A 3,862-nucleotide genomic window follows, 5' to 3' on the forward strand; every position below is an offset into this window, starting at 1 on the left:
CCGGTCGAGCTCTTCGGCGGGGTGCGCTTCCCCGCCATCGGCGAACTGCCCTACCTGCTCACCCTCACCGGACACGGCTTCTACTGGTTCCGGCTCGCCCGAGTCGCACCCCGCACCGGCCGACAACTGTGAGCGTGCGCCGAGGAAAGGACGCGTCACCATGCCGAAGACCGCATATCTCCACCCGATCACTGCCGACGGCATCCAGCCGATGGCATCGCTCGGCGGACTGTTGCGGGAGTGGCTGCCGCGGCAGCGCTGGTTCGCAGGCAAGGACCGGCCCCTGACCGACCTCCGGCTGCTGTCGATGACCGAGCTGTTCCCGGGTTGTCTGCATCTGCTCGTCCAGACCGGCCAGAACGGGGTCCCCGCACCCGGCGACACCACCCCGGCCGGGGACTGCTACCAGTTGCTGCTGGGCATCCAGGAACACCTCTCGCCCCGGCTCGGGCGGGCGCTGATCGGCCGGGCGGACTTCGGTCCGCTGGCCGGTCTGGCGGTCTACGACGCCCTCCAGGACCCCCGTTCGACGCATCTGCTGCTGGAGCGGCTGCGTCACCCGGGCACCCTGGGCCCGCTGCGGTTCGAGTCCGACGCGTCCGTGCCGGTGCCGGCCGGGCTGCCGCCGCGGCTGCTGGACGCCGAGCAGTCCAACTCGTCGGTGGTGTACGGCGACGCGTTCATCCTGAAGCTGTTCCGGCGCATCCAGCCCGGGATCAACCCCGATCTGGAGGTGCCGGTGGCGCTGGCCGGGCAGGGCTGCGGGCGGGTGCCCGCGCCGGTGGCCTGGTTCCGCACCATGCATCCGCAGGAGGCGACACTCGGGGTGCTCCAGCCGTTCCTGCCCGGCGCCTCCGACGGCTGGGCGCTCGCCCTGCGCGCGCTCGCCACCGGCGACACCTTCACGGCGGAGGCGCACGAGCTGGGCCGGGCGACGGCGGAGGTGCACCTGGCGCTGGCCTCGGCCCTGCCGTCGTGCGCCCACACCGACAACGACCTGACGGCGGCCGCGATGACCGAGCGTCTGGAGTCCGCCGCGCACCACGTCCCGGCCCTGCGGCCGTTCGTCGGCGCCCTGCGCACCGCGTTCACCGCGCTCGCCACCTGCGACCCCGGTCCCCCGGTCCAGCGCATCCACGGCGACCTGCACCTGGGGCAGGTGCTGCGCGCCGGGCGCGACTGGTTCGTCATCGACTTCGAGGGCGAACCGTCGCGTCCGCTGGCGGAACGGCGCAGCGCGCACTCCCCGGTGCGCGACATCGCGGGCATGCTGCGTTCCTTCGACTACGCCGCCCGTCAGCGCCACCCCTGGCGACCGGAGTGGGCCCGGCGCTGCCGGGAGGCCTTCTGCGCGGGCTACGCCGACCGGGCGGGCTGGGACCCGCGCAAGAAACACGCCCTGCTGCGCGCCTACGAGACGGACAGGGCCGTCTACGAAGTCCTGTACGAGGCCCGGCACCGCCCGGACTGGATGCCCGTACCTATGGCGGCGATCGAGCGTCTCGCCGTGAGAGGAGCCTGACACCGTGGCACTGCGAGAGACCTCGCCCCCCGAGTCGGCCGGACCGGTTCCGCCGACGGTCCTGACCCTGGATCCGCAGGAGCGCCGGCGCCTGCTGTCGGGGGAGCACCACGACCCGCATGCGCTGCTCGGCGCCCACCCGGTGACGGGCGGAGTCCTCTTCCGGGTGCTGCGCCCGTTCGCCCGCTCGGTCACCGTCGTGGCGGACGGCACGCGCGGCGCCCTGGTCTCGGAGGGCGACGGCCTCTTCTGCGCCGTACTGCCGTTCGACGCGATCCCGGAGTACACGCTGCTGGTGGCGTACGACGACGCGGAGTACGAGGTCCACGACCCCTACCGCTTCCTGCCGTCGCTGGGCGACTTCGACCTGCACCTGATCCGGGAGGGCCGGCACGAGCAGTTGTGGAAGGCGCTCGGCGCCGAGCCGATGACCCACCAGGGCGTGGCCGGCACCCGTTTCACCGTCTGGGCGCCGAACGCCCGGGGAGTGCGGGTGGCCGGGGACTTCACCTTCTGGGACGGCACCCAGTACCCGATGCGCTCCCTGGGCGCGGCCGGGGTGTGGGAGCTGTTCCTGCCGGGCATCGGCGAGGGCGCGCGGTACAAGTTCGAGATCACCTCCCGGCACGGGGACCGGTTCCTCAAGGCCGACCCGATGGCCCGACGTACGGAGGTGCCGCCCGACACGGCGTCGATCGTGACCGCCTCGCACTACGAGTGGGGCGACGCCGACTGGCTGGCGCGCCGCGGTGACACCCCGGTGCACGAGGCGCCGTTCTCCGTCTACGAGGTGCACCTGCCCTCCTGGCGGTCGGGGGCGACGTACCGCGAGCTGGCCGAGGAGCTCCCGGCGTACGTCCGGGACCTGGGGTTCACCCATGTCGAGCTGATGCCGGTGGCCGAGCACCCCTTCGGCGGCTCCTGGGGCTACCAGGTCACCGGTTTCTACGCACCGACGTCCCGGCTCGGCTCGCCGGACGACTTCCGGTACCTGGTGGACGCGCTGCACCGGGCCGGCCTCGGCGTGATCATGGACTGGGTGCCGGCGCACTTCCCCAAGGACGACTGGGCGCTGGCCCGGTTCGACGGGGAGCCGCTGTACGAGCCCGGTGACTGGCGGCGCGCGGAGCATCCGGACTGGGGGACCTACGAGTTCGACTACGCGCGCATCGAGGTGCGCAACTTCCTGGTCGCCAACGCGGTGTACTGGTGCGAGGAGTTCCACATCGACGGGCTGCGGGTGGACGCGGTCGCCTCGATGCTCTACCTCGACTACTCCCGGGACTCCGGCCAGTGGGAGCCCAACGTCTTCGGCGGCAACGAGGACCTGGCGGCGAAGGCGTTCCTCCAGGAGATGAACGCGACGGTCTACCGGCGGGTGCCGGGCGTCGTCACCATCGCGGAGGAGTCCACCGCCTGGGACGGGGTGACCCGGCCCACCGACGGCGGCGGTCTCGGCTTCGGGCTGAAGTGGAACATGGGGTGGATGCACGACTCGCTGGAGTACATGAGCCACGAGCCGGTGCACCGCAAGTACCACCACAACGAGATGACCTTCTCGATGGTGTACGCCTACAGCGAGAACTACGTCCTGCCCATCTCGCACGACGAGGTGGTGCACGGTAAGCAGGCGCTGGTGGCGAAGATGCCCGGCGACTGGTGGCAGCAGCGCGCGAACCACCGTGCCTACCTCGGTTTCATGTGGGCCCATCCCGGCAAGCAACTCCTTTTCATGGGGCAGGAGTTCGCCCAGGGCGGGGAGTGGTCGCAGGAGCACGGCCCGGACTGGTGGCTGCTGGACCCGGCCTACGCGGCGGGGGCCGACCACCGCGGTGTGCGCGACCTCGTGCGCGATCTCAACGCCGTCTACCGGGACACCCCCGCGCTCTGGCAGCGCGACACCCGGCCCGAGGGCTTCCGCTGGGTGGCCGGGGACGCCGCCGACGACAACGTGTTCGCGTTCCTGCGGTTCGCCGCGGACGGCAGCCCGCTGCTGGCCGTGTGCAACTTCTCCCCCGTCGTCCGGCACGACTACGAGCTGTGGGTCCCGGACTCGGTCGACGCCTGGCAGGAGACCCTGAACACCGATGCGGCGCGCTACGGCGGCAGCGATGTCGTCCAGCCCGAACCGGTCAAGCAGCTGGACGGCCGGATCACGCTCACGCTGCCGCCGCTGGCGACGGTCTGGCTGACGCCGGCGCAGCTCTAGGGCCTTTCGTTCGGATCAGGCCGGCCATGACCGGCCTGACTGCCCGGCCGACCCGAGCGGGGTGTGGTGCGTGCAGCTGCAAGGCGGAGGAGGGAGCGGACGCGGTGGGGGCACCTCCCGGCCGAAGGCTG

The 3,862-nt window shown here is 72.0% G+C and carries 3 protein-coding genes; all 3 read left to right on the plus strand.

The genetic code is table 11. From position 1 onward, the window contains the following. A partial coding sequence (locus ABT085_RS44895; RefSeq protein WP_351622592.1) for an alpha-glucosidase C-terminal domain-containing protein occupies nt 1–132 on the plus strand: 132 nt, incomplete at its 5' end. 28 nt (nt 133–160) lie between these two features. Then, nucleotides 161–1,522 (plus strand): maltokinase N-terminal cap-like domain-containing protein, encoded by a 1,362-nt coding sequence (locus tag ABT085_RS44900; protein ID WP_351622586.1) that lies wholly within the window; start codon nt 161–163, stop codon nt 1,520–1,522. 4 nt (nt 1,523–1,526) lie between these two features. Continuing rightward, entirely contained in the window at nt 1,527–3,731 is a 2,205-nt protein-coding gene (glgB, locus tag ABT085_RS44905) for a 1,4-alpha-glucan branching enzyme (RefSeq protein WP_351622588.1), read from the plus strand. The last annotated feature ends 131 nt before the right edge of the window (nt 3,732–3,862 follow it).

It is taken from the genome of Streptomyces sp. NPDC002265 (assembly GCF_040296125.1).
In the GTDB taxonomy this organism is placed as follows: domain Bacteria; phylum Actinomycetota; class Actinomycetes; order Streptomycetales; family Streptomycetaceae; genus Streptomyces.